This window comes from Microbacterium gilvum (assembly GCF_039543865.1).
GTDB classification, from domain to species: domain Bacteria; phylum Actinomycetota; class Actinomycetes; order Actinomycetales; family Microbacteriaceae; genus Microbacterium; species Microbacterium gilvum.
Window position 1 is genome coordinate 1 of record NZ_BAABKO010000006.1, and the last position, 22917, is coordinate 22917.

General features: G+C 72.1%; 26 protein-coding genes and 1 pseudogene. 16 read left to right on the forward strand and 11 right to left on the reverse strand.

All coding sequences use genetic code 11. The features are described from left to right. On the forward strand, positions 1 to 1375 hold a 1375-nt coding region (locus ABD998_RS15020), incomplete at its 5' end, for an HNH endonuclease signature motif containing protein (RefSeq protein WP_345440861.1). 99 nt (positions 1376 to 1474) lie between these two features. Then, positions 1475 to 1840 carry an SdpI family protein gene (locus tag ABD998_RS15025; RefSeq protein WP_345440866.1) on the forward strand — a complete coding sequence of 122 codons (366 nt, stop codon included), beginning with the start codon at positions 1475 to 1477 and terminating at the stop codon, positions 1838 to 1840. A 50-nt stretch (positions 1841 to 1890) separates the two neighbouring features. Here the strand turns inward: ABD998_RS15025 and ABD998_RS15030 are convergent, their stop codons facing one another. Further along, complete coding sequence (locus tag ABD998_RS15030; protein WP_345440869.1) at positions 1891 to 2091, reverse strand: hypothetical protein; 201 nt, start codon at positions 2089 to 2091, stop codon at positions 1891 to 1893. 143 nt (positions 2092 to 2234) lie between these two features. On the opposite strand from ABD998_RS15030, the gene ABD998_RS15035 reads away from it, so the two are divergent. Continuing rightward, the gene (locus ABD998_RS15035; protein ID WP_345440872.1) at positions 2235 to 2732 is read left to right on the forward strand and encodes a SixA phosphatase family protein; all 498 of its coding nucleotides are present in this window, start codon (positions 2235 to 2237) and stop codon (positions 2730 to 2732) included. A 22-nt stretch (positions 2733 to 2754) separates the two neighbouring features. Here the strand turns inward: ABD998_RS15035 and ABD998_RS15040 are convergent, their stop codons facing one another. Beyond that, positions 2755 to 3090 (reverse strand): winged helix-turn-helix transcriptional regulator, encoded by a 336-nt coding sequence (locus ABD998_RS15040; RefSeq protein ID WP_345440875.1) that lies wholly within the window; start codon positions 3088 to 3090, stop codon positions 2755 to 2757. 78 nt (positions 3091 to 3168) lie between these two features. Between ABD998_RS15040 and ABD998_RS15045 the strand changes: the two genes are divergently transcribed. After that, complete coding sequence (locus ABD998_RS15045) at positions 3169 to 3819, forward strand: FMN-dependent NADH-azoreductase (protein ID WP_345440878.1); 651 nt, start codon at positions 3169 to 3171, stop codon at positions 3817 to 3819. Between the two features lie 61 nt (positions 3820 to 3880). Here ABD998_RS15045 and ABD998_RS15050 read toward each other — a convergent pair whose 3' ends face one another. Next, a complete protein-coding gene (locus ABD998_RS15050) occupies positions 3881 to 4756 on the reverse strand; it encodes a LysR family transcriptional regulator (RefSeq protein WP_345440881.1) in 876 nt (291 codons plus the stop codon). Between the two features lie 107 nt (positions 4757 to 4863). On the opposite strand from ABD998_RS15050, the gene ABD998_RS15055 reads away from it, so the two are divergent. Further along, positions 4864 to 5799 carry an aldo/keto reductase gene (locus ABD998_RS15055; protein ID WP_345440884.1) on the forward strand — a complete coding sequence of 312 codons (936 nt, stop codon included), beginning with the start codon at positions 4864 to 4866 and terminating at the stop codon, positions 5797 to 5799. A gap of 6 nt (positions 5800 to 5805) precedes the next feature. On the opposite strand, the gene ABD998_RS15060 is transcribed toward ABD998_RS15055, so the two are convergent. The 4 genes from ABD998_RS15060 to ABD998_RS15075 are packed head-to-tail and all read right to left on the reverse strand — an operon-like array spanning position 5806 to position 8466. Continuing rightward, entirely contained in the window at positions 5806 to 6462 is a 657-nt protein-coding gene (locus ABD998_RS15060) for an ATP-binding cassette domain-containing protein (protein WP_345440887.1), read from the reverse strand. Continuing rightward, positions 6459 to 7271, reverse strand: a complete 813-nt coding sequence (locus ABD998_RS15065) for an ABC transporter permease (protein ID WP_345440890.1) — start codon at positions 7269 to 7271, stop codon at positions 6459 to 6461. Before ABD998_RS15065 ends, ABD998_RS15060 begins: the two co-directional genes overlap by 4 nt. Before the next feature lie 4 nt (positions 7272 to 7275). Beyond that, positions 7276 to 8049, reverse strand: coding sequence for a molybdate ABC transporter substrate-binding protein (gene modA / locus ABD998_RS15070; RefSeq protein WP_345440893.1), 774 nt, complete (start codon positions 8047 to 8049; stop codon positions 7276 to 7278). 24 nt (positions 8050 to 8073) lie between these two features. Then, positions 8074 to 8466, reverse strand: a complete 393-nt coding sequence (locus ABD998_RS15075) for a TOBE domain-containing protein (RefSeq protein WP_345440895.1) — start codon at positions 8464 to 8466, stop codon at positions 8074 to 8076. A gap of 105 nt (positions 8467 to 8571) precedes the next feature. Here ABD998_RS15075 and ABD998_RS15080 point away from each other — a divergent pair, with 105 nt between their 5' ends. The 3 genes from ABD998_RS15080 to ABD998_RS15090 are packed head-to-tail and all read left to right on the forward strand — an operon-like array spanning position 8572 to position 10332. Next, a complete protein-coding gene (locus ABD998_RS15080) occupies positions 8572 to 8946 on the forward strand; it encodes a hypothetical protein (protein ID WP_345440897.1) in 375 nt (124 codons plus the stop codon). Between the two features lie 58 nt (positions 8947 to 9004). Further along, a complete protein-coding gene (locus ABD998_RS15085; RefSeq protein WP_345440899.1) occupies positions 9005 to 9562 on the forward strand; it encodes an NYN domain-containing protein in 558 nt (185 codons plus the stop codon). After that, a complete protein-coding gene (locus tag ABD998_RS15090) occupies positions 9559 to 10332 on the forward strand; it encodes a thioesterase family protein (protein WP_345440901.1) in 774 nt (257 codons plus the stop codon). Before ABD998_RS15085 ends, ABD998_RS15090 begins: the two co-directional genes overlap by 4 nt. Positions 10333 to 10368: 36 nt before the next feature. Here ABD998_RS15090 and ABD998_RS15095 read toward each other — a convergent pair whose 3' ends face one another. Further along, the gene (locus ABD998_RS15095; RefSeq protein WP_345440903.1) at positions 10369 to 11283 is read right to left on the reverse strand and encodes an EamA family transporter; all 915 of its coding nucleotides are present in this window, start codon (positions 11281 to 11283) and stop codon (positions 10369 to 10371) included. 71 nt (positions 11284 to 11354) lie between these two features. Here ABD998_RS15095 and ABD998_RS15100 point away from each other — a divergent pair, with 71 nt between their 5' ends. Continuing rightward, positions 11355 to 12290, forward strand: a complete 936-nt coding sequence (locus ABD998_RS15100) for a LysR family transcriptional regulator (protein WP_345440906.1) — start codon at positions 11355 to 11357, stop codon at positions 12288 to 12290. 52 nt (positions 12291 to 12342) lie between these two features. On the opposite strand, the gene ABD998_RS15105 is transcribed toward ABD998_RS15100, so the two are convergent. Both ABD998_RS15105 and ABD998_RS17800 read right to left on the reverse strand, forming a co-directional pair. Beyond that, complete coding sequence (locus tag ABD998_RS15105; RefSeq protein ID WP_345440909.1) at positions 12343 to 12663, reverse strand: hypothetical protein; 321 nt, start codon at positions 12661 to 12663, stop codon at positions 12343 to 12345. A 34-nt stretch (positions 12664 to 12697) separates the two neighbouring features. Continuing rightward, a pseudogene (locus tag ABD998_RS17800) lies at positions 12698 to 13297 on the reverse strand (cutinase family protein); the annotation flags it as partial. A gap of 269 nt (positions 13298 to 13566) precedes the next feature. Here ABD998_RS17800 and ABD998_RS15110 point away from each other — a divergent pair. Continuing rightward, entirely contained in the window at positions 13567 to 14268 is a 702-nt protein-coding gene (locus ABD998_RS15110; RefSeq protein WP_345440912.1) for a gamma-glutamyl-gamma-aminobutyrate hydrolase family protein, read from the forward strand. A 37-nt stretch (positions 14269 to 14305) separates the two neighbouring features. On the opposite strand, the gene ABD998_RS15115 is transcribed toward ABD998_RS15110, so the two are convergent. Next, on the reverse strand, positions 14306 to 16501 hold the full coding sequence (locus tag ABD998_RS15115) for a beta-L-arabinofuranosidase domain-containing protein (RefSeq protein WP_345440915.1): 2196 nt from the start codon (positions 16499 to 16501) through the stop codon (positions 14306 to 14308). Positions 16502 to 16592: 91 nt separating this feature from the next. Here ABD998_RS15115 and ABD998_RS15120 point away from each other — a divergent pair, with 91 nt between their 5' ends. The 6 genes from ABD998_RS15120 (at position 16593) to ABD998_RS15145 (ending at position 22893) form a co-directional block, all read left to right on the forward strand. Further along, positions 16593 to 17567: a LacI family DNA-binding transcriptional regulator gene (locus ABD998_RS15120; protein ID WP_345440918.1), complete on the forward strand. Its 975-nt coding sequence runs from the start codon at positions 16593 to 16595 to the stop codon at positions 17565 to 17567. Further along, complete coding sequence (locus ABD998_RS15125; RefSeq protein ID WP_345440920.1) at positions 17564 to 18553, forward strand: LacI family DNA-binding transcriptional regulator; 990 nt, start codon at positions 17564 to 17566, stop codon at positions 18551 to 18553. Before ABD998_RS15120 ends, ABD998_RS15125 begins: the two co-directional genes overlap by 4 nt. A 152-nt stretch (positions 18554 to 18705) precedes the next feature. Beyond that, positions 18706 to 20331, forward strand: a complete 1626-nt coding sequence (locus tag ABD998_RS15130) for a type 2 periplasmic-binding domain-containing protein (protein ID WP_345440922.1) — start codon at positions 18706 to 18708, stop codon at positions 20329 to 20331. After that, a complete protein-coding gene (locus ABD998_RS15135; RefSeq protein WP_345440925.1) occupies positions 20328 to 21302 on the forward strand; it encodes an ABC transporter permease in 975 nt (324 codons plus the stop codon). Before ABD998_RS15130 ends, ABD998_RS15135 begins: the two co-directional genes overlap by 4 nt. A gap of 14 nt (positions 21303 to 21316) precedes the next feature. Further along, positions 21317 to 22225, forward strand: a complete 909-nt coding sequence (locus ABD998_RS15140; protein WP_345440928.1) for a carbohydrate ABC transporter permease — start codon at positions 21317 to 21319, stop codon at positions 22223 to 22225. Next, complete coding sequence (locus ABD998_RS15145; protein WP_345440931.1) at positions 22222 to 22893, forward strand: DUF624 domain-containing protein; 672 nt, start codon at positions 22222 to 22224, stop codon at positions 22891 to 22893. The genes ABD998_RS15140 and ABD998_RS15145 overlap by 4 nt, the downstream gene beginning before the upstream one ends. Positions 22894 to 22917: the final 24 nt, after the last annotated feature.

Sequence of the window (22917 nt, forward strand, 5' to 3'; positions counted from 1 at the left end):
CCCCGAACGGCACCGGCGCGCCCTGGACCGGAGAGGAACCCGGGTGCGGGCTCTCGACGACGGGCTGGCGGAGTTCATCCTGACCGATGAGGCCGCGAAGATCACCGCCATCCACGACCGCCTCACCGCGATCGCGAAACCCATCGCCGCCGAAGAGAAGCGACTCGCCGCCGAAGAGAAGAAGCGGACGGCTCAGGACGAGCAGCGGCGCGCCACTGCCGGTACCGCTGTGGGTGCGGGAGGGGCTGCGGGTGCCGGTGGAGCCGCGACGGCCGCAACGGGCGGCCCTGTCCGCCGGAACGCGTTCGGGATGCGGGTCAACGGTGACGGTGTCGCGGTCGACGCGAACGGGTACGCCACCCGCCCCACGACAGGCGCCAACGTCCACGGCCCCGACAGCACCGGCAGCTCCGACGCCCTTGGCCCCGCGGATGGCCCGCGCAACGGTGCCCGGCGGACCGTCCGGTCCACCCTCCCGGGATGCTCGATGATCCGGGAGCACGTCGAGGTGTTCCACGACGGCACCTGGTACCCCCACGACCCCGCCCTCCCCCTCCGCCCCACCGAGGAGCAGGTCGCCGCCGCGGTGGAGCGGGGGCGGGATGCCCGCACGAGGGATCAGATCCGCGCGGACCTCGCCACCGACCTCCTCCTCACCGGCGCCCCCACGACCCACACGATCGACGGGTCGACGGAGAAGGCCGCCGCGATCCGCGGCACCGTGGCGGTCACGATCGCCGCGACCACCCTCGCCGGCCTCGACGACCACCCCGCCCTCCTCGCCGGATACGGACCCCTCCCCCCGGATGTCGCCCGCCGTTTCGCGCAAGACGCCCCCGGATGGGAGCGCCTCTTCCAGGACCCCGACACCGGTGCCCTCCACACCGTCGACCACTACACCCCGACCGCGGCGATCCGGCGGCTGATCGAGCTGCGCGACGGGACCTGCCGTGTCCCCGGCTGCCCGCAGCCCGCGTCACGGTGCGAGAAAGACCACACCCGGGAATGGGAACGAGGCGGCCCCACCTGCGCCGGAAACCTCTCCGCCCTCTGCACGGCGCACCACCAGGTCCGACACCACACCCCCTGGCGCATCCGACAACCCCAACCCGGCGTCATCGTCTGGACCAGCCCCCTCGGACACGACTACCCCACGCAACCGCCCCCGCAAACCGCGCACACCGCGATGCATGCACCCGACCCACCCGACCCGCGCATACCGGAGTGGGAATACGCGCCCGTCACCCAGGCCGACCTCGACGACCAGTGGCGACACGAATGGGAGAACGGCCTCACCGACCAGGCCCCACCCGGATGGCACCCCGACCCCGGCCCTCGGCCATGGCAGGACGACCGAGACGTGCGCGCATTCTGACCACCCGACGACGACCTCGACCCCGGGAGCGACCCGACACGGGCACCGACGCCGAGGGTGCCCCCGTCACCCCTGACCGCCTCTGATTGACTGGAGGGCATGACGAGCCTCGTCCCCGGTCTCTTCGGCTTCGCGATCGTCGGCGTCGTCATGGCATTGCTGATCGGCCCGTCGCGTCGGGGCGACCTCGAGAGGAACGGCCGCATCGGCATCCGCACGAGGCACACCCTCGCCTCCGACGCCGCATGGGAAGCCGGGCACCGCGCGGCGGTGCCGGGGATGATCGGCACCCTCGCCTGCTGCGGCACAGCGGTGCTCGTCGGCGTCGTCCTCCTCATCGCGTTCGGCGACCGGCTGTCCGACCTCGCCGCGCTCGCGGTCGTGCTCGGCGGGTACGGTGCGGTCCTCCTCAGCGCCGTCCCGACCGTCCGAGCGGCGAACCGGGCCGCCCGCGCAGCGGGCTGACGCCGGCTCACCCGTACGGCGGGATGATCCCGCTCGGCGAGCTGAGCCGCTCACCCGTGCTCGACCGCGCCCTCCGCCTCCTCCAGCCGCGTGAACGTGCCGACCGGCTCGGCGTGCCCGTCGAACGCGACGAAGCGGCCATCCGGCCCCTTCTCCACGAACCCGAGGAACTCTCCGTCGCGGTTCCCGACGTGCAGACCCGACTGAACCCGGCTCCAGGTGGTGTGCGTGACGTCGTCGGCGATGGTCATGGGGTGTCTCCTCGATGCTGCGGTGCGCGATCCTGCGCCGCTCCGTCGCGGACGCGTGCCATCGCACCCCACAGAACCTAGGGCGCCCCGCGCCACCTCGCGACACCCTTGCCGCGATGCTCCCCGGATGGTACGCAAGGGTGATGCTGCGGCTCCTCCTGCTCCGACACGCGAAGTCCGACTGGCCGCAGGGCGTCGACGACGCCGACCGGCCGCTCGCCGCCCGCGGCGAACGCGACGCGCGAGTCGTCGGAGAAGCGATCCTCGCCCGCGCGCTCACGCCGGATGCCGCGCTCGTCTCCCCCGCCCGCCGGACCCGCGAGACCTGGAGCCTCGCGAGTGCCGTGTGGCCTGCCGCGCCGGAGCCGTCCATCGTCGACGACGTCTACCTCGCCTCATCGCGTCGCCTGCTCCAGGTCGTCCGCGAGAACGGCGGCTCGGCCCGCATCCTCCTCCTCGTCGGCCACAACCCGGGCATCCACGATCTCGTCGACACCCTCGCCGCGCCCGGCCAGCGTGCCCTGGTGCCCCTCGACTTCCCGACCGCGACCCTCGCCGTCCTCGACGCACCCGTCGACCACTGGGCCGACCTCGCACCGCAGACCGCGACCGTGAGGGCCGTGACCCGCCGCGGCGCCTGACGATCGCCGCGGCCGTGAACCGTCAGCGCACGACGCGCAGATTCTCCGACGCCCACGTGCCGAGCTGCGCGAGCACCGGAACGAGCGCCTCTCCGGCCGGCGTCAGCGCGTAGTCCACCGAGACGGGCGGCCCCGCGTGCACCTCGCGCGACACCAGGTCGACCCCCGCGAGCTCCGACAGGCGGTCGGACAGCACCGCGTCGCTGATCCCCGTCACCGCGCGGCGCAGCGCCACGAACGACAGCGCCCCGCCGCTCAGAGCGTCGATGATCATCCCGTTCCATCGCTTGCCGAGCACCGAGAACGCGAGCGAGATCGCGGCGTCGCACGCCGGTCCGCCATGCTCGATCTCCGCCACGACCCCATCCTACCTGTGCTACTGTCCCGATAGCCGCTCTCTTTTTCAGAGTGACTCATCGAACCTGACAGGAGACCCATGACCCTCTTCCGCCTGGATGCGAGCATCCTCCCCGCGACCTCCGCCAGCCGCGCGCTCGGCGACCTCGTCGAGGCCGAGTGGACCGCCGTCCATCCCGCCGATGCCATCGTGCGCCGCGACCTCGCCGCAGAGCCCGTCCCCGCGACCACGTGGCAGAACGCCGTCACGGCGGGCTTCGTGCCCGAGGGCGACCGCACCGACGGCCACCGAGCCGCGCAGGCCCTTGCCGCGACGTTCGCCGACGAGCTCGTCGACGCCGACGCCCTCCTCTTCACTGTGCCGCTCTACAACTACGGCGTCTCGCAGCACTTCAAGACGTGGTTCGACGTGGCCTACACCGACCCGCGCATCGACCCGCAGGGCACCGCGCTGCAGGGCAAGCCCGCCACCCTCGTCACGGTGCTCGGCGGCAACTACGCCCCCGGCACCCCGAAGGACGGATGGGACCACTCGACCGCGTGGCTCCGCCGCGTCCTCGAGGATGTCTGGGGCCTCGACCTCCGCGTCGTCGAGCGCCCGTTCACGCTCGTCGGCGTGAACCCGGCGCTCGACGCCTTCGCCGACGTCGCCGCCGATCTCCGCCGGACGGCCGAGGACGCGGCGCGCACGGCGGGCCGCGAACTCGCCGAGTCGCTCCAGGCGGCCTGACGGCACGAGGGGGCGGGGCGCCCGCCCCCTCGGATCGTCCGCGCGACGCGGACCGCGCACATCACGATGGCGACGATCGGATGATCTCGAGTGCGAGCGCCGTAGCGGGGGAGGATGGCCGCCGGGCCACGACCGAGACGACCCACGCGGGCGCGTCGACGGGGAGCGCGAGCGTCGCGAGCTCGCGTGCCTCGGGCTTGGCCGCCACGTGCGCGGGCACGATCGCGACGCCCAGCCCCCGGCGCACGAGGTCGATGAGCGCGTGCACGTCGTTCACGGCGCACCGCACGCTGCGCTCGACGCCGCGCGCCCCGCAGAGCGCGTCGTTGAGCGATCGGATGGCCCACGACTCCGGGAAGTCGACGAAGTCCGCGCCGTCGAGCGCGCCCCATCCGACCTCGTGCCCCTGAGCGAGCGGATGGCCGTGCGGTGCGAGCAGCACGAGCGGGAGCCTGCCCAGCTCGACGGCGTGCAGTGCGCCCGCGTGCTCCGTCGCGGCGACGAAGGCGAGATCGAGCTCGTCGTCGCGCGTGCGCGTCACGAGCTCGTGCGAGCCCGCCTGCGTGAACTCGAGGTCGACGAGCGGATGGCGCCGATGCACCTGCTCGAGCAGACCGTGCACGTCGACCACGCCCAGGCACTGCTCCGTGCCGATCCGCAACCTCCCGGTGAGCTCCGCGCTCGCGCGCGTCACGGCGTCGCGCGCCGACGCCGCCTGCGCCAGCATCGTCCGCGCGTGGGGGAGGAGCGCCCGCCCGGACGCCGTCGCCTCCACGCTGCGTGTCGACCGCGTGAAGAGCGCGGTGCCGAGCTCCTCCTCCAGTCCGCGGATGGCGGCCGACAGTCCCGACTGGGAGATGCCGCACACGGCCGCCGCGCGCGTGAACTGCCGCTCGTCCGCGAGGGCGACGAGGTACTCCATCTGCCGCAGATCCATTCACCACTCCCGCTTCTGAAGCTCATGAGCGCCAGTTGTTGGATTTCTGCCGGCGCGCTCCCTATCGTAGGAGCGCGCCGGCGACGCCGCCGGCCGGAGAGGACACCATGAAGACCGTCGCCCTGGGCACCCTCCAGGCTCCTGCCGTCGTCGCAGGCCTCATGCGCATCGCCGACAAGAGCGACGCCGAGATCCGCGAGCTCGTCGACACCGCCCGCGGCGCGGGCATCGACTTCTTCGACCACGCCGACATCTACGGCGGCGAGCTGCACCGCTGCGAGCAGCGCTTCGCCGAGGCCCTGCGCCTCACGCCGTCGGAGCGCGCGGAGCTCACCATCCAGACGAAGTGCGGCATCGTGCCAGGCGCGGACGGCCCCCACTTCGACTTCTCCTACGCCCACATCGTCGAATCGGTCGAGGGCTCGCTCCGCGCGCTCGACACCGACTACATCGACGTGCTCCTCCTGCACCGCCCCGACGCGCTCGTCGAGCCCGACGAGGTCGCCCGAGCGTTCGACGAGCTCGAGACCGCTGGCAAGGTGCGCGCCTTCGGCGTCTCGAACCACACCCCGCGTCAGATCGACCTGCTCAAGACCGCCGTGCGCCAGCCGCTCGTCGCAAACCAGCTGCAGCTGTCGATCACCCACGCGCCGATCATCACGCAGGGCATCGCCGCGAACATGCAGGGTCTCGAGCAGTCGGCCGTGCTCGACGGCGGTGGCATCGTCGAGTACAGCCGCCTCAACGGCATGACCATCCAGGCGTGGTCGCCGTTCCAGTCCGGTTTCTTCACGGGCGTGTTCCTCGGATCCCCCGAGTTCCCCGAGCTCAATGCCGTCATCGACCGCCTCGCCGCGCAGTACGGCGTCGAGCCGATCGCCATCGCGACGGCGTGGATCACACGGCACCCCGCCGGGATGCAGGTCGTCCTCGGCACGACGACGCCCGCGCGCGTCGCGGCCGCCGCGGCGGGCGCCGACGTCGAGCTCTCGCGCGCCGAGTGGTACGAGCTCGTCCGCGCTGCAGGGCACCGCGTGCCCTGACCCGCCTCAGCCCGCGACCCGGCCGGCGGCCATCCGCACCGACCGATCGGCGAGCGCGGCGACGTCGTCGGGGTCGTGGCTCACGAGCACGGCTGTGCGGCCCCCGAGCGCACGCGCGAGCAGCGCGCGCAGCTCGGGGGCCGCGTCGACGTCGAGCGCCGCCATCGGCTCGTCGAGGAGGAGCACGGCCGGCTCCGCGGCGAGCGCGCGGGCGAGGGCGACGCGCTGCGCCTGGCCGCCCGAGAGATCGGAGGCGCGGCGCTCCGCAAGCGCCCGCACCCCCGTCTCGACGAGCCAGCGCTCGGCCGCATCGCGAGCCGCGGCACGCGACAGGCCGGATGCCCGCGGGGCGAACGCGACGTTGTCGCGCACCGAGAGATGCGGGAAGAGCAGCGTCTGCTGCGCCATGAGCACGATGCCCCGACGATGCGGCGGCACCCACCTTCGCGGGCCGGCGAGCTCGACGCCGTCGAGCTCGACCGTCCCGGCGTCGGGGCGGAGGAGCCCCGCCGCCACGGCGAGCAGCGTCGACTTGCCCGCCCCGTTCGGGCCGACCACCGCGACCGTCTCGCCGTGTGCGACGCGGAGATCGACATCGACCCCCCGCGCATCCACCCGCGCCCGGATCCCGAGGAAGGCGCCACCGCCATCCGCCGACGTCACGTCGCCACCCGCCGCGGGCGGTACGCGAGCACGACGCCCGCGACGGCGAGCACGATGAGCACGAGCGAGAGCGCGACGGCCGACGCGCTGTCGCTCTCGCGCACGAGGTACACCTGCAGCGGCAGGGTGCGGGTCACACCCTGCAGGCTGCCGGCGAAGGCGAGCGTCGCTCCGAACTCGCCGAGCGCGCGCGAGAACGACAGGATGGCGCCCGACAGGATCCCGGGGGCGATGAGCGGGAGCGTCACGCGCCACAGCACCCGCACCGGCGACGCGCCGAGCGTCGCGGCGACGGCGCCGTAGCGCGTGCCCGCCGACCGCAGCGCCCCCTCGACGCTCATGACGAGGAAGGGCAGCGCGACGAACGTCTGCGCCATGACGACGGCGACCTCGGTGAACGGGATCTGCACGCCGAACGGCGTGAGCGCCTGGCCGACGAGTCCGCGCCGTCCGAACGCGTACAGCAGCGCGATGCCGCCCACGACGGGCGGCAGCACGAGCGGCACGAGCACGAGCGCGCGCACGACCTGCAGACCGGGGAAGCGCGCCCGTGCGAAGACGGTCGCGAGCGGGATGCCGATGACGAGGCACAACGCCGTCGACACGAGCGCCGTCCGCACGCTGAGTCCGAGCGCGTCGAGCGCGGCCTCGCTCGTGAGCAGCCCCCAGAACCCGCCCCAGTCGGCCCGGGCGACGAGCGCCGCGAGCGGGATGAGGAGGAACGCGAACCCCGCGGCGGCCGGGATCCACAGCCATCGGGGCAGATCGGTCGTCACCATGGCGCGGGTGCGATCGGCGCGCACGGCCATGGACCTACTCCGCCGACAGGAAGCCGGCGTCCGCCAGCACTCCCTGCGCCTCGTCGCCGAGCACGAAGTCGACGAACTCCTGCGCGAGCGCGGGGTCGGCCGCGCCCGCGAGCGCCGTGATCGGGTAGTCGTTCAGCGCCTCCTCCGCCTCGTCGAAGGGGATGCCCTCGGCGGCGTCGCCGGCGCTGCGCACGTCGGTCGCGTAGACGAGCCCGGCATCCGCCTCGCCCGACGTCACCTTGCCGAGCACATCGGTCACGGCGTTCTCCTCGCTCACGGGAGCGAGGACGACGCCCGTCGCCTCCTCGACGGCGGCGGTGGCGGCGCCGCACGGCACCTCCACGGCGCACACGACGAGCACGACGTCGGGGGAGGCGAGGTCGGCGAAGCCCTCGATGCCGGCCGGGTTGCCGGCGGGGACGGCGATCTCGAGCACGTTGCGGGCGAACAGCTCCGGACCGCCGGCCGTGAGCCCCGCGTCGACCACCTGCTCCATGGTGGTCGTGTTCGCCGCGGCGAAGACGCCGGCGGGCGCGCCCTCGACGATCTGCGTCGCGAGCCCCGACGACCCGTCGAAGTTCAGCTGCACCGTCACACCGGGGTGATCCGCCTCGAAGGCCTCCGCCAGCTCCGTGAACGTGCCGGTCAGCGATGCTGCGGCGAACACCTGCAGCTCGCGCTCGGCCGCCGTCGACGGGGCCGCGGCGGGGGCGCCCGCGCATCCGGTCGCGACGAGGGCGGCGAGCAGGGCGGCGGGGGCGAGGATGGCGCGGCGCATGGGACTCCGAATCGGGGAGGGCGGTCAGGGGGTCTCGACGAGCACGGTCGTCGCCTTCACCACGGCGACCGCGACGGAGCCCGGGGCCAACCCGAGCTCGCGGACGGCCTCCGTGCTCATGAGCGAGACGACGCGGTGCGGGCCGCACTGCATCTCGACCTGGCTCATGACGGTGTCGCTCGTCACGGCGGTGACGAGTCCGACGAAGCGGTTGCGCGCCGAGGTGGCGCCCGTCGTCGGGTCCTCGGGGAGCTCGGCCTGTCTGCGGGCGAGCTCGGCGAGCTCCAGCCCGTCGACCGCCTTGCGTCCCGCCGCGTCCGCGCGCGCGGTCAACGTGCCGCCGTCGACCCAGCGGCGGACGGTGTCGTCGCTGACGCCGAGGAAGCGCGCGGCGTCGCGGATGCGGATGACGGACATGGCGACTCCCAACGCGTATGCGGCTCGTCAATGACAATAGTTCCGCATCTGCGTTTCCGGGAGATGTCGGGCCGCTTCCCCAGGCGCCATGGCTACGCTCGCAGCATGCGTCGTCCCGCCCTCGCCGTCGTCCTCGCCCTCCTCGCCGCATCCTCGCTCGCGGGCTGCGCGCAGGCGACCCAGGCCGCGGGCGAGGCCCTGGGCATCCCCGTCGCGGAGCTGTGCGCCACGGCCGACGATGCGTACGCGCAGTACCAGGCGCTCCTCGAGCAGGGTGCGACGACCGAGGAGCAGCTCTCCGCGGGGCGCGACGACCTCGTCGCCACGCTCGAGGGGCTCGCCGACGACCTCGGCGGCCAGGTGGGCGACCTCGTCCGCGCGAACGCCGAGCAGCTGGCGCAGACGAGCGACCTCCGCGCGCCCGAGACGATCGAGGCCGTCGAGCAGGCCAAGAGCTCGGTCGACGCGCTCTGCGGCTGAGCCGCCCTAGGATCGAGCCGGGGCCGTCCGCTCGGGACGCCGCCGGATGGAGGTGCGCATGAGCGCGGACGTGACGTGGGTCCTCGTCGACGGAGAGAACATCGACGCGACGCTCGGCACGTCGATCATCGGCCGCCGGCCCCTCCCCGAGGAGCGCCCGCGCTGGGACCGCCTCATCTCGTTCGCCGCGCGGCAATGGAACAAGACGGCGCGCGGCGTCTTCTTCATCAACGCCACGACCGTGCTGCCGCAGAGCTTCGTGCAGGCGCTCAAGGCGATGGACTACGAGGTCGTGCTGCTCTCGGGCGGGCCCGACGACAAGGTCGTCGACATCGCCATCCAGCGCACCCTGCGCGCCCTCGCCGCACGCGAGGCCGCCGTCATGCTCGTGAGCCACGACGGCGACTTCCTCGAGGACCTGAGCGCGCTCACGACGGACGGCCGTCGCGTCGGCATCGTCTCGTTCTCCGAGTTCCGCAACGCCGGCTACGCCTCCGTTCCGGGGCTGGAGAAGTTCGACCTGGAGTTCGACGCCGCCGTCTTCGACGCGCGGCTGCCGCGCATGCGCGTCGTGCCGATCGAGGAGTTCGACCCGACGACCTTCCTCGACGCGTGACGGCCTACTTCGAGCGCCTCGACGCGCACCGCTATCGGGCGACCCCGGCGGTCGGAGGCGGCTGGAACCCCGCAGAGCAGCACGTCGCGCCGTCGCTCGGACTGCTCGTTCACGCGGTCGAGCGCGAGCTCGCGCGCCGCGGATCCGGCGGTGCGCGACTCGCGCGGCTGAGCTTCGACATCCTCGGCCCGTACGCGATCGGCGACGTCGAGATCGCTGTCACGACCATCCGCCCCGGCCGAACGATCGAGCTCGTCGAGGCGACCCTCGCGCACGGCGGGCGCACCGCGATCGTGCTGCGCGCGTGGCTCATGCAGACGAGCGACACATCGGCGATCGCGGGAGCCGACCACCTCCCGCTGCCTCCGCTGGAGGGACTCGAGGCGTGGGAGCCGTCGTCGATCTGGGCGGGAGAGTTCGTGCGCACGGTCGACGTGCGGCGCGAGCACATCGCGCCGGGGCGCTCGCGCTTCTGGCTGCGGCCGCGGCTCGCGCTCGTGGCGGACGAGGAGGTGAGCGACACGGCGCGGCTCATCGGCGTGATCGACGTCGCCAACGGCGTGACGCCGCGCGCTCACCCGCAGGAGCTCGCCTTCCCGAACCTCGACGTCACGGTGCACCTCATCGACGACCCGGTCGGCGAATGGATCGGATGCGACACGGTCGTCGGCTTCGGCCGCACGGGCACCGGCCTCACGCACACGGTGCTGCACGACCGCCGCGGTCCTGTGGGGACGTCGGATCAGATCCTCACGCTGCGGGCTCGCTAGGTATCGTCGCCCCGTCGCCCAGGCACGCGCCTCGCGTCAGTCGGGGATGACCGGGATGGCCCCCGTCAGCGCGGGAGCCTCCGTCGTGCGCCGCGCGGCGAGCGCCGTGCCGACGCTCGCCGCGACGACGAGCGCCACGGCGGCGATCCGCAACGGGCTCATCGCCTGAGCCAGCAGCAGCCATCCCGCGAGCGCGGCGATCACGGGCTCGAGGCTCAGCAGCACGCCGAACACGCGCTGCGGCAGCCGGCGCAGCGCGAGCAGCTCGAGGACGTACGGCACGACGGACGCGAGCACGGCCGTCCCGATCGCGAGAGCGAGGAGACCGGGGTCGAGCGCCACCCCGGCGACGGCGGGGACGCCGAACGGCAGCAGCGCGACCGAGGCGACGACGAGCGCCATGGCGAGCCCGCCGAGCCCCGGCACGAGCCGGCCGACGCGGGCGCTGGTGCGGATGTAGAGGGCCCAGAACGCCGCCGCGACGAGCGCGAAGACGACGCCGAGGGGGTCGAGCGCCTCGGCGCCGACGGCGCTGTCGATGCCGAGCAGGGCCATCCCGGCGAGCGCGACGCCGACCCAGGCGACATCGGAGCCACGTCGTGTGAGACAGGCCGCCAGCACGAGCGGACCGAGGAACTCGATGGCGACCGCCGTGCCGAGCGGGATGCGCTCGAGCGCCGCGTAGAAGAACCCGTTCATGGCGCCCAGCGCGAGACCGAACCCGACGACGGCGAGCCACTGCGTCCGCGTCCACCCGCCGAGCCGCGGGCGCACCGCCACGACGAGGATGAGCGCCGCGATCGTGAGTCGCAGGGCCGTGACGCCCCACGAGCCGAGCGCGGGGAACAGCTGGACGGCGAGCGCCGCCCCGAACTGCAGCGAGACGCACGAGCCGATGATGAGGGCGACGGAGCCGCCCACGCCGGAGCGGGCACGGGTCGCGGACGTCATGACACCAGTCTCGCCCGCGGCGTATCGTCAATCCAGCAAGGCTTTCTGACGGGAACACATAAGGAGAACTGATGCTCAATGTGCCGCGCCTGCGCCTGCTCAGCGAACTGGGTCGGCGCGGCACGATCGTCGAGACGGCCAGGGCCCTCGCTTTCACGCCGTCGGCGGTCTCGCAGCAGCTCGCCCAGCTCGAGCGCGAGACCGGTGTGGCACTCCTCGAGCGCACGGGGCGCACGGTGCGCCTGACAGGGGATGCCCGTGCCCTCGTCGCGCATGCGGAGGCCGCGTTCGCACGGCTCGAGGAAGCGGAGGCGGAGCTCGCCGCGGGACAGCGCGTGCTGCGCGGACGCCTGCATGTCGCGTCCTTCCAGAGCGTCGTGCTGGCCCTCGCCCCCGCGGCACTCGACCTCCTCGCCGACCGTCATCCCGAGCTCTCCGTCGACATCACCCAGCGCGATCACGGGCCCGCCTACGACGGGCTGCTGTCGCACGAGTTCGACCTGATCCTCGGCGAGGAGTACCCCGGCATCCCCGAGCGGGTGCTCGACGGCGTCGACCGCGCCGACCTGCTCGCCGACCCGCTGTGCCTCGTCATCCCTCCCGGCGGGGTGATCGGCACCCGCCCGCGCCGCCTCCGCGACCTCGCGGAAACGCCGTGGGCGCTCGACCCCGACGACACGCCGACGGGGCTGTGGGGACGCTCGGTCTGCCGGCGCGCCGGGTTCGAGCCGCGCGTGCGCTTCGAGAGCCCCGACCCGCTCCTGCACGCGCACCTCGTCCGCACGGGCCACGCCGTCGCATTCATCCCCGCCCTGCTCGCCTCGCCGCACCTCGACGGGCTCCCGCTCGCGAGCCTGCCGGGCGGCCCGCACCGGATGCTCTACACGGCCGTGCGGTCGGGCCGCGCGGGCCATCCCGCCGTTCGCGCGTTCCGCACGGCGCTCGCCGATGCGCTCGCGGCGCAGCGTCCCGCCGAGCCCGCGTGGAGCATCGCGCTCGAGGCGTGAGCGGCCGCGCGATGTCGCGCAATGCCCGGGAGCGTGGTGTTCGTGGAGTTGATCACATCGCGATGAGCGCGCAGACCACCCCGACCGTGACCAATGCCGAAAACGCGAGCCATCCGATAGTGCGGACCGCCCCATGTCGGCGGCGAGCCGCATACGCCAGTAGCGCCCAGAATCCCAGAGAACCGAAACCGCCTATGGTCGCCATCATGATCGCGAGGTCGCGGCCTGCTCCGGACGCGTTTCCCACGTTTTGGAACGCCATCGTGACCAAGGTGAACGGTAGACAGACAGTGACGATCACTGTGAGGATCCACGGTGTTGCGGAACCGGAGCTGGGGTCTGGGCTCCGCACGCCAAAATCGTCGTCGTCCATCTGATCCATCATAGTCGCCAGGCGTTCTCCTCACTTAACCTTGAAGAAGAAAATTGCGCAGATAAGCGTGCGCGGGGGCGATGTACGCCGTGTAGTTCTCGTGTATATCCCATCCTGAGACGACCACGTTCTGGCACACCGCGTCGCCTTTTCGGCAGTATGAGCGGACCGTCTGTCTCCAGCCGGACTTATTGGTGTCTGCATTCCAGCCTTGGGTTTTGAGATTGTCGAGTAGGTTTGCGGCAGTAGTTGACCATGGGAAATACCCGTGATTCGCTGGGTTAAGCCCCGGAGCGTTGATTGCTCTATTCGGGAGGTATCCTGGATCCCCGAAGAGGACGACTCCCTTGATGAGAGATCGAGCAGACGATGTCAGCTTCGGCAGCGCTCGTGCGATCACATCTGCGCCTTGTGAGTACCCGCCGAGGAATACCATAGGGCGCTGCTGACAATTAAGGTACGACTCCAGCTCCGCCACCAGTCTCGAGACGCCAGTGTCCCTGCTCGTCGTGTATGCCTTACTTGTATCCACCGGATTCAGCGAGGCTGTCGCTGGATAGTTGAGGCTGACCGTCCAGCCGAATCCCGTCCCCGCGACGTCGTTCTTCAGCTTGTTGGCGATAGTGGCGATTAGTGTCCCGTGGCCGCCTGCTCGCCGAGGTTATCGTGCGCGGGCTGGCATCGCTGTCGGTATTTTGGGGGCCACGGCTGACGATTGTGGAGCGGTTCCAACTCACTCGTTCCCGTGTCCAGCCATCTCGCTTGACGTGTCGTTATCTGCTCGACCGCGACATCTGCTTGATCTCGCCGATGCGCTCGCCGATGCGCTCCCCGGGCAGCGCCCCGCCGAGCCCGCGTGGAGCATCGCGCTCGAGGCGTGAGCGGCCGCGCGATGATGGACGCGTGAGCCTCCGCATCGCCCTCGTCCACCTGCGCACCTCCCGGCCGCACGCGCCGGGCTTCCAGGCCGACCTCGACGCCCTCAACGCGGGCGCGCTCGCCGCCGTCGACGCGCTCGGAGGGGACGCCGATCTCATCGCCGCGTCCGAGCGACCGCTGGACGATGTGCTCGACGCGGTGCGCGCCGCCGACGCGATCGTGCTGCTCGGCGGCGAGGACGTCGACCCCGCGCGATACGGCGGCGCCGTCGACTACCCCGGGTCGGGGCATCACGAGCCGGCGTCGGATGAGGCGCACATCGCGATCGTGCGCGACGCGCTGCGCACCGGCACGCCCCTGCTGGGCATCTGCCGGGGTGCGCAGGTGCTCAACGTCGCGTTCGGCGGCACGCTCGTGCAGGACCACGACGGCCACCGCGGCGCTCCGGGTGCCGACCCCTACGTCACGACGGAGCTCGCGCACGAGGGCCCGCTCGCCGGCGTCGCGGCGGGCGAGGTGCTGTGCACGCACCATCAGTCGATCGGCCGCGTCGGCGACGGCCTGCGCGTGGTCGCGCGGGCGTCCGACGGGATCGTCGAGGCGGTCGTCCACGAGTCGGCGCCGATCACCGGCGTGCAGTGGCACCCCGAGCACCCGGCCGTCGCCGTCGCGCAGCTCGTGCCCCTGCTGCGGCGGCTGGGGGAGCAGGCTGCGCTCTCGCGCTGAGCGAGCGGCCTCCTGGTCGCCCCGCGAGCGGAGCGAGTCAGCGCAGCAGGCGCGCTTCGGTCACGACCGGCGCGGGACGCCCCGGCACAGGGGCCAGCGAGAGACGCGCGCCCGCGGCGGGCGGGGCGATGACGAACTCGAGCGCCCCCACCCCGGGGGCGACGTCGGCCTCCGCGACGAGCGCGTCGCCGAGACGGATGGCGATGGCCGCGTCGCCGCCCGACCGCACGGCGATCCGCAGCTTCCGCGAATGCCACGCGGGGTCGTTCAGCACGACCGTCACCCCGGAGCCGAGCGTGCGGCCGCGCGCGTCGCCGTCGCTCCAGACCGTCGAGTCGTCGCCCGCGAACGCGTGATCCGACTCGGGCTGCTGCTCGCCGAACGCGACGACGTCGACCGTGGCCGCATCGAGCGCGAGATGCGCGTCCTGCGCGACGAGCGCCTCGCGCCGCCCCGGTCCGTCGACGGGCCAGTAGATCGTGTACCGGCTGTCGTGGATGCCCGCGAACGGCTCGAGCTCCACCTCGCCGCCCGACGTCGCGAGCCGCCAGCGCAGCGGACCGTCGGCCGAGACGCCGCCCGCGCCATCTGCCACGAGGGGCAGATCGGCGAATGGCCGCAGCGGCCCGGCCGCGATGTGCCCCATCCGGCTGCCGTCGGCGCGCAGGCCGGCGAGCTCGCCCGAGTCGTCTCGCGCGGCCAGCACGAGCGGCCCCGCGAGATGCGCCTGCCATGGCGAGCCGTCGGGCAGCCGCTCGGCGCGCACCGCGATCGGCACGCCGAACGACAGCTCGTCGCCATCCGCCCATGTGCGCTCGACGATCACGGCGCCGTCGACGGCCGCGGCCCCGGCCGGCTCGCCGTTCACGCGGAGGTCTTCGAGCGCCCCCGCCCACGACGGCACCCGCAGCCGCAGCGCGAACGAGCGCGGCGCCTCGGCCGCGACGGCGATCGACACCCGGCCGTCCGCGGGGAACGCCGTCGTCATCCGCAGCCGCACCCCGAACGCGTTGGCGTCGAGCTCGGCCGGCACGAAGAGGTTGACGGCGAGCGCGCCGCCCTCGACGCCGAAGATCCACTCCCCGTAGCGCGCCTGCATCTCCATGCCCGTCCCGACGCAGCACCAGAACCCCTCCTGCGGCTGCGAGTACACGCGGTAGTGCCGCGGCCGCATCGAGGTGAAGTAGACGAAGCCGCCGTCCGGATGCTGCGCCGACAGCACGTGGTTGAACAGCGCGCGCTCTGCGTAGTCGAGCAGCTCGGGTCGTGGCCGCGCCTCGGCGAGCTCGCGCGTGAGCTTGAGCATGTTGTACGTGTTGCACGTCTCGGGGCCCTCGCGATCCTCGATCATCGGAGCGAAGTCGGCGGGGTCGTGGAAGTGCTCGCGCACGCTGTTGCCGCCGATCGCGACGCTGCGCCTCTCCACGACCGTGCGCCAGAAGACGTCGGCGGCGGCGATCTGCTCGGCGTCGCCCGTCGCCGCATAGCCGACGGCCTTCGGGATCTGCGTGTTCGCGTGGCGCCCCGTGAGGTCGTCGCGGCCCTCGCGCAGGGGATCGAGGATGGCGCGGTGCGCGAACCGCAGCGCCTCGGCGGCGAGATCGTCCCTGCCCGTGAGCGCCGCGAGCTCCGCGAAGACCTCGTTCATGCCGCCGAACTCGGTGTCGAGCATGGCCTCGACGGCGTCGTCGTCCATCCGCCACGAGATCGCGAGCCACCAGTCGGCGAGCCGCACGGCCATCCGCAGCGCCCGCGCGTCGCCCGCGACGACATGCGCATCGACGAGCCCCTGGAACGTCTTGTGCAGGTTGTACCAGGGCACCCAGTGCGTGCTCGATCCGAGCGAGCGCGCGGCCGCGACCCCGCCGTCGGCGAGCGCCTCGAAGAGCGACGCGCCGCCCGGCACGCCGCCGAGCCATCCCGTGCCGACCGCGTCCTGCGCGCGCTCGAGCACATCGAGCGCCGCCGTCAGTCGCTGCAGCGGCTCGGGATCCCCTGTCGCGGCGTGCAGGTGCGCAAGCGCCGACAGCCAGTGCCCGCCCGTGTGGCCGTCGAGGCCCGAGTCCTCCCAGTTGCCGTAGGGCGGGGCGTCGGGCGCGAGCCCGGCCTCACGCAGGAACGGCGCGAGCAGCCGATCGGCATCGAGCGACAGCACGTACGCGAGGTCGGTGCGGATGGCCGAGGCGAACGGGCCGTCGGTCACGCGCACGGCGTCGGCGGGGAAGAACTTCATCGTGGCTCCCGGGGTGTGGGCGGGTCGCGACCGAGTGTATGGTTCAGCGTTGTCAATCACAAACCCTCCGTGCACGCAATACGCTGAGCGGATGGCGGTGACGATGGCGGATGTGGCGCGCGCCGCCGGCGTCTCCGTGAAGACCGTCTCCCGCGTCGTCAACCGCGAGCCGCACACGCGCGCCGAGGTCGTCGAGCGCGTCACGCGCGCGATCGCGGAGCTCGGCTGGGTGCCGAACGGCGGGGCCCGTGCCATGCGCACCGGCCGGACCGGCCGCATCGCGATCGGCGTCACGGCGCTCGACGGGCCGACGACGGCCATGCTCGCCGAGGCCCTCGTCGCCGAGGCGGCACGCCGCGGCCTCGCCGTCTCGCTCGAGCCGACGCACGGCGACCCGGCGCGGGCCGCGCGCATCCTCGCCTCCTGCGGGGTCCTCCATGACGGCGTGCTGCTGCTGGGCGACGCGGGCGCGGGTGCCGACCCTGCGTCCGCGACCGGGCCCGTCGTCTCCGTGCAGGGAGGGCGAGGCGGCTCCGACGAGGTCGGCTCCGACCTCGCCGCCGCCGCGGGGGTGCTCGTGCGCCACCTCGCCAACATGCGCCGCCGCGCCGTGGTGCTCGTCGGCGTCGCGCACGACGCCGCGCGGCCGAGTCTCGTCGCCGAGGCCCTGCGCCTCATGGAGAGCGCGCCGCTCGCCGTGATCGACGTGCCGACCTCGACCCGCGAGGCGGGGGAGCGTGCCGCCGAGACCATCCTCGGCGACCACCCCGACGCCGACGCCGTCCTGTGCGAGAGCGACGAGGTGGCCCTCGGCCTGCTGTCGGCGCTCGCCCGCCGCGGCGTCCCCCTGCCGGGGCGCGTCGCGATCGCCGGGTTCGGCGGCACCGACGACGCGCAGTACACGACGCCGAGCCTCACGACCGTCGATCCGGGCTACGGCGCCCTCGCCCGCGCCGCGCTCGATGCGCTCGACGCTCGGCTCGCGGGCGGACCTCCGCAGCCGCGCCGTGTGCTGCCGGTCGAGCTCGTGCGCAGGGAGTCGACTCTCGGGGCGGTGATCGGATGACCCCCGTCACGCTCGCCGACGTCGCCCGCGAGGCGGGGTGCTCGGCGAAGACCGTGTCGAACGTGGTGCTCGGGCGACCGGGAGCCTCCGCCGAGACGAGGGTGCGGGTGCTCGACGCCGTCTCCCGGCTGGGCTACATCGGCGACCCCGCGGGGCGGCAGCTCGCGTCCGGCCGCACGGGGCGGGTCGCGATCGTCGTCCCCCGCCTCTACCAGCCCTACTTCGCGGAGACCGCCGAGCGGCTCGTGCTCGAGATCGAGGGGCGCGGCATGACCTCGACCCTCGTCGTCGCCCACGATCTCGAGACCGAGCTGCGCGCCGTGACGGCGGCGCGCGACGTCGACGGCGTGATCCTCTGCCCGCACGCCGTGACGGACGAGATGCTCGACGTCACGCCTCCGAATCGGCCCACCGTGCAGCTCGGCGCGTACGCATCGCGGCACTTCGACCGCGTGGTGATGGGCGAGTACGAGGGCTTCCGCCGCCTCGCGGGGCACCTCCTCGCCCAGGGGAGGCGTCGGATCGCGCTCATCTGGTCGGGGGAGGAGGGCTCCGAGCCCCGGGGGCCGCGGTTCGACGGCTATCGCGATGCGCTCGCGGACGCCGGCATCCGGCACGACCCCGAGCTCGTCGCGTTCGGCTCCGACTGGGACAGGCGGGCGTCGGGGTTCGAGGCCATGACGGCTCTCCTCGCGACCGGGCGCCGATTCGACGCCGCCCTCTGCGTCAACGACGCCATGGCGATCGGCGCCATGCGCGTGCTCCGCACACGCGGCGTGCGGGTTCCCGACGACGTCGCCGTGACGGGGTTCGACGACACCGTCGAGGGCGCGTTCCTCGTGCCGGCCCTCACCTCGGCGAGCCCGCGAGGCGACGAGATGGTGGCGGCGGCCGTGCGGATGCTCGTCGAGCGGATCGAGGGCTACGACGGGCCGCTCCGCGAGGTGCAGACGGGCGCCGACCTCGTCGTCCGCGCCTCCGCCTGATCGCCCGGAGGGCGACGCGCTCCGGCGGACCTCTTCCCGGTGAGCGCTCACATCGATTTCTGTCTTGTCGTTGACAACGTTGAATCTGCCTCCCTATGCTGACCGGCGGAGCGGCCGACGGCCGACTCCTGCACCTGATCGAGGAGGATTCCGTGCACCTGAGTGCTTTCCGCAGCCCATCCCGGCGGCGCCGGGCCATCGCGATGGCGGGCGCCGTCGTCGCCGTCTCGTCGCTCGCGCTCACCGCGTGCTCGGCCGGCGACGGAGGCGGCTCCGACGACGGCGCCCTGCAGATCCTCGTCATCAAGCACCCGCTCACGCAGGAGATGTCGAAGATGCAGTGGGCGGCCGACCTGGAGGAGCAGCTCGGCGTCGACATCGAGTGGCAGGAGGTGTCGGCCGACTGGGATCAGAAGAAGTCGGCCATCCTCGCCTCCGGCGACATCCCCGACCTCATCGTCGGGACGAACGCCATCACCGACTCCGACCTCGCGACCTACGGCACGCTGTTCGAGGACCTCTCCGCCCACCTCGACGACCTGCCGAACGTCCAGGGGATGTTCGAGGCGCAGCCGCTGCTGCAGGACATGGCGACGCAGTCGGGCGGCGAGATCTACAGCGTGCCCGGCTACAAGCGCTTCTGGCCCGAGACGGTCATCCACCAGTACATCAACCAGCAGTGGCTCGACGAGCTCGGCCTCGAGATGCCGACGACGTGGGACGAGCTCTTCGACGTGCTCGTCGCGTTCCGCGACGAGGACGCGAACGGCGACGGCGACCCGTCCGACGAGATCCCGTGGGACTGGAGCGCGGTGGGAACGGGCGGCTTCGGCTACTTCCAGCCCTCCGTGCTCCTCGGGAGCCTCGGCCTCCCGATCTCGAGCGGCGGCGGCGCCGGCTACTTCCTCGAGGACGGCGAGGTGGGCAACTTCCTCGTCGACGACCGCTACCGGCAGATGGTGGAGTTCCTCCACCGCGCCTATGCGGAGGGCCTCATCTCGCAGGAGGTCATGACGCACGACTACTCGGCGTACCAGTCCACGGCGCGCGGCGACGGCGACACCGCCGCGGTCGGGTTCAGCTGGGGATGGACGGCGTCCGACCGGTTCGGCGCGCAGCTGGCCCCGCAGTACGCCGCGATGGCGCCGCTGCTCGCCGAGGAGGGACAGTCCGAGCCCGTCACCTGGAGCTACGACGGGTACGGCGAGAACTTCCCCGCGAACCAGATCGCGATGTCGGCGAGCTCCGACAACAAGGAGGCGGCGCTCGCCGCGATCGACGCGTTCTACGACCAGGACATGTCGATCCAGGTGCTGTTCGGCGACTTCGGCACGAACGTCGAGAAGGTCGACGACACGACCTACCGCGTGCTGCCGCCGGCCGACGGCACGAGCGACCCGTCGACGTGGAAGTGGACGTCGTCGCTCGCCGACAACGGCCCCATGTGGATCCGCGACGACATCGAGGTAGAGCTGCCCACCGACCTGCAGGAGGCTCGCGACCAGACGGTGCCGCTCGAGGACGCCCTCGCGAACATGGACCTCGAGGAGGACGTCTACCCGACGCAGTTCATCAAGATGAGCGCGGAGGACCTCAACACGATCTCCCTCAACAACACGACCATCCTCAACCTCACGCAGACGAAGTTCGCTGAGTGGGTCACGCAGGGCGGGATCGAGGACCAGTGGGACGACTACGTCGCGCAGGTCGAGGGCGCCGGCCTCGTGCAGAACATCGAGATCCACCAGTCGTACTACGACGACTTCATCGCCGGATGACCACGACGCGCATCGTGACGACCCTGCCGCCGGAGGGCGGCAGGGTCCGTCGGCTCCCGTGGATCCCGAGGCGGTCGCGCCTGAACACGGCGCGCACGTGGCAGCTGTGGCTCATGCTGCTGCCCGCCATCGGGTTCACGGCGCTCTTCGCCTACGTGCCGATGTACGGCATCCAGCTCGCGTTCCGCGAGTTCGACTTCGCGAAGGGCCTCACGGGCGGCGACTGGGTGGGGCTGAAGTACTTCATCCAGTTCTTCGAGAGCCCCATGTTCTGGACGCTCATGCGGAACACGGTCGTCATCAGCCTGACGACCCTCGTCGTCGGCTTCCTCGCGCCCATCGGCCTCGCGCTCGTCATCAACCAGATCGCGCGCGACCGCAGCAAGCGGTTCATGCAGACGGTCACCTACATGCCGCACTTCATCTCGATCGTCGTGATCGTCGGAATGCTGCAGGTGTTCCTCTCGCCCACGACGGGCATCATCACCCGGTTCCTCGGGATCTTCGGCGTCGAGGACGCCAACTTCCTCGGCGACCCGAACGCGTTCGTGCCGGTCTACGTCATCTCCGAGGTGTGGCAGCACTGCGGATGGAACAGCATCATCTACCTCGCGGCGCTCTCGAGCGTCGCACCCGAGCTGTACGAGGCGGCGCGCATCGACGGCGCCAACCGCTTCCAGATCATCCGGCACGTCGACCTGCCCGCGCTCGTGCCGACCATGGTGGTGCTCCTCATCCTGAACATGGGCGGCGTGCTCGCGACCGGCTTCGAGAAGATCTTCCTGATGCAGAACACGCTCAACCTGCCGGTGTCGGAGGTCATCTCGACCTACGTCTACAAGATCGGCATCCTGAGCAGCCAGTTCAGCTACTCCACGGCCATCGGCCTGTTCAACACCGTCATCAACTTCGTCTTCCTCGTGGTGACGAACCACATCGCCAAGCGCGTGTCGAACACGAGCCTGTGGTGAGAGGGGCCCATCCGATGTCACGCTTCGCGCGCCTGCGCCACCAGCGCCCGCTCGACGTCTTCTTCACGCTCGTCATCGCGACGCTGTGCGTGATCGTCCTCGTCGTCACGCTGTACCCGCTGTACTTCGTCGTCATCGCGTCGATCAGCAACCCGTCGCTCGTGGCCACCGGCCAGGTCGTGCTGTTCCCGCAGGGGATCAGCTGGTTCGGGTACGAGCAGATCCTCCAGGATGAGCGCATCTGGACGGGATACCGCAACACCCTCGTGTACAGCCTCGTCGGGACGGCCCTCAACCTCATCGTGACGATGCCGGCGGCCTTCGCGCTCTCGCGCGCCGAGTTCGTGTGGCGCCGGCCCCTCATGCTGTTCTTCGCGTTCACGATGTTCTTCTCGGGCGGGCTCATCCCGACCTACCTGCTGTACCGCGACATCGGGCTGCTCGACAACTGGCTCGTGTTCGTGCTGCCCTCGGCGCTCAACGTCTACAACCTCATCATCGCGCGCGCGTTCTTCGAGCACTCCCTGCCGAACGAGCTGTTCGAGGCGGCCATGATCGACGGCGCGAACTACCTCCAGTTCTTCGTGCGGATCGCCCTGCCGCTGTCGAAGGCGATCATCGCCGTCATCGCGCTGTACTACCTCGTGCAGCACTGGAACGACTTCTTCACGGGCCTCATCTTCGTGCGCGACGCAGACAAGCAGCCGCTGCAGATCGTGCTGCGCGACATCCTGCTGTCGAACCAGGCGTTCGCGGGAGGGGCGGGCGGCGCCGGCGGATCGGGCGCGGGCTATGGCCAGCAGTACGCCGACCAGATCAAGTACGGCGTCATCGTCGTGTCGACCCTGCCGCTCATCGTGCTGTACCCGTTCCTGCAGCGGTACTTCGACAAGGGCGTCATGATCGGGTCGGTGAAGGGATGAAGCGCCTGCTCGCCGTGCACCTGCGGCTCGTCGACGTCGTCCTCCGGCTCGTGCGGCTCAACCTGCTGTGGTGGGGATGGACGCTGCGCGGCGTCGTCGTCGCCGGCGCCTTCCCCGCGACCGCTGCGCTCGCCGCGGTCGCCCGGCGCGACGCGATCGATGGCGTGGACGACGACCGCGCCGGATGGCGGGCGCTCCGCCGGGAGTTCGCGGCCGCCCGGCACGCGGAGGCGCGCCAGGCGAACGCGCTGGGGTGGATGCTCGCGGGCGCCGTCGCCCTGCTCGTCGTCGAGGAGCGCCTCGTGCGAGCGCTCGGCGGCGACGCCTTCTCGACCTTCGTCGGCGGGATGCTGTGGATGCTCGTCGTGCTCGTCCTCGCGATCGGGGTGACGGCGTGGCCGCTCGGGGCGCACTTCGACGAGCGGCCGCTCGCGATCGTCCGGCGCAGCGCGCTGCTCCTCGCGGGACGGCCCGTCGCGGCACTCGTGCACCTCGCCGTCTTCGCCGGCGTGCTGTGCGCGTACTACCTCGCGCCGGGCCTCATCCCCGTGTTCGGCCTCGCCGCGCCGATGTGGCTCGCGACGGGGGCGCTGTGGGGCACGGGGGTGCTGCCCCGGCGCGTCGAGGCGGTCGTCGCACGCGCCGACACGGAGGTTGTCAAGGCCTGACGGGCACGGCGTCGCGCGCCGCAG

Excerpts from the sequence above, each read along its gene's own strand:
- ABD998_RS15025 (WP_345440866.1), top strand. The coding sequence starts at position 1,475 with ATGACGAGCCTCGTCCCCGGTCTCTTCGGCTTCGCGATCGTCGGCGTC.
- ABD998_RS15030 (WP_345440869.1), bottom strand. The coding sequence starts at position 2,091 with ATGACCATCGCCGACGACGTCACGCACACCACCTGGAGCCGGGTTCAG.
- ABD998_RS15035 (WP_345440872.1), top strand. The coding sequence starts at position 2,235 with ATGCTGCGGCTCCTCCTGCTCCGACACGCGAAGTCCGACTGGCCGCAG.
- ABD998_RS15045 (WP_345440878.1), top strand. The coding sequence starts at position 3,169 with ATGACCCTCTTCCGCCTGGATGCGAGCATCCTCCCCGCGACCTCCGCC.
- ABD998_RS15050 (WP_345440881.1), bottom strand. The coding sequence starts at position 4,756 with ATGGATCTGCGGCAGATGGAGTACCTCGTCGCCCTCGCGGACGAGCGG.
- ABD998_RS15055 (WP_345440884.1), top strand. The coding sequence starts at position 4,864 with ATGAAGACCGTCGCCCTGGGCACCCTCCAGGCTCCTGCCGTCGTCGCA.
- ABD998_RS15065 (WP_345440890.1), bottom strand. The coding sequence starts at position 7,271 with ATGGCCGTGCGCGCCGATCGCACCCGCGCCATGGTGACGACCGATCTG.
- modA (WP_345440893.1), bottom strand. The coding sequence starts at position 8,049 with ATGCGCCGCGCCATCCTCGCCCCCGCCGCCCTGCTCGCCGCCCTCGTC.
- ABD998_RS15075 (WP_345440895.1), bottom strand. The coding sequence starts at position 8,466 with ATGTCCGTCATCCGCATCCGCGACGCCGCGCGCTTCCTCGGCGTCAGC.
- ABD998_RS15080 (WP_345440897.1), top strand. The coding sequence starts at position 8,572 with ATGCGTCGTCCCGCCCTCGCCGTCGTCCTCGCCCTCCTCGCCGCATCC.
- ABD998_RS15085 (WP_345440899.1), top strand. The coding sequence starts at position 9,005 with ATGAGCGCGGACGTGACGTGGGTCCTCGTCGACGGAGAGAACATCGAC.
- ABD998_RS15095 (WP_345440903.1), bottom strand. The coding sequence starts at position 11,283 with ATGACGTCCGCGACCCGTGCCCGCTCCGGCGTGGGCGGCTCCGTCGCC.
- ABD998_RS15100 (WP_345440906.1), top strand. The coding sequence starts at position 11,355 with ATGCTCAATGTGCCGCGCCTGCGCCTGCTCAGCGAACTGGGTCGGCGC.
- ABD998_RS15105 (WP_345440909.1), bottom strand. The coding sequence starts at position 12,663 with ATGGACGACGACGATTTTGGCGTGCGGAGCCCAGACCCCAGCTCCGGT.
- ABD998_RS15115 (WP_345440915.1), bottom strand. The coding sequence starts at position 16,501 with ATGAAGTTCTTCCCCGCCGACGCCGTGCGCGTGACCGACGGCCCGTTC.
- ABD998_RS15120 (WP_345440918.1), top strand. The coding sequence starts at position 16,593 with ATGGCGGTGACGATGGCGGATGTGGCGCGCGCCGCCGGCGTCTCCGTG.
- ABD998_RS15125 (WP_345440920.1), top strand. The coding sequence starts at position 17,564 with ATGACCCCCGTCACGCTCGCCGACGTCGCCCGCGAGGCGGGGTGCTCG.
- ABD998_RS15135 (WP_345440925.1), top strand. The coding sequence starts at position 20,328 with ATGACCACGACGCGCATCGTGACGACCCTGCCGCCGGAGGGCGGCAGG.
- ABD998_RS15140 (WP_345440928.1), top strand. The coding sequence starts at position 21,317 with ATGTCACGCTTCGCGCGCCTGCGCCACCAGCGCCCGCTCGACGTCTTC.
- ABD998_RS15145 (WP_345440931.1), top strand. The coding sequence starts at position 22,222 with ATGAAGCGCCTGCTCGCCGTGCACCTGCGGCTCGTCGACGTCGTCCTC.